The organism is Proteus sp. FZP2095, from assembly GCF_023701425.1.
In the GTDB taxonomy this organism is placed as follows: Bacteria; Pseudomonadota; Gammaproteobacteria; order Enterobacterales; family Enterobacteriaceae; genus Proteus; species Proteus cibarius.
The window spans coordinates 1-260 of record NZ_JAMQBJ010000043.1 but is presented as its reverse complement, the minus strand read 5'-3'; the positions used below and the strand labels follow the sequence as shown (position 1 = coordinate 260).

The 260-nt window shown below is 49.6% G+C and carries 1 rRNA gene; it reads left to right on the top strand.

Going from position 1 to position 260, the window contains the following annotated elements:
* Nucleotides 1–260: ribosomal RNA gene (locus tag NBG71_RS18765) — 23S ribosomal RNA — on the top strand; the annotation flags it as partial.

The following is a 260-nucleotide window of genomic DNA, read 5'->3' as shown; positions in this document are numbered from 1 at the left end:
ATCCTCCAAGGCTAAATACTCCTGATTGACCGATAGTGAACCAGTACCGTGAGGGAAAGGCGAAAAGAACCCCGGCGAGGGGAGTGAAAAAGAACCTGAAACCGTGTACGTACAAGCAGTAGGAGCCTCTTTATGGGGTGACTGCGTACCTTTTGTATAATGGGTCAGCGACTTATATTCTGTAGCAAGGTTAACCGTATAGGGGAGCCGTAGGGAAACCGAGTCTTAACTGGGCGAATGAGTTGCAGGGTATAGACCCG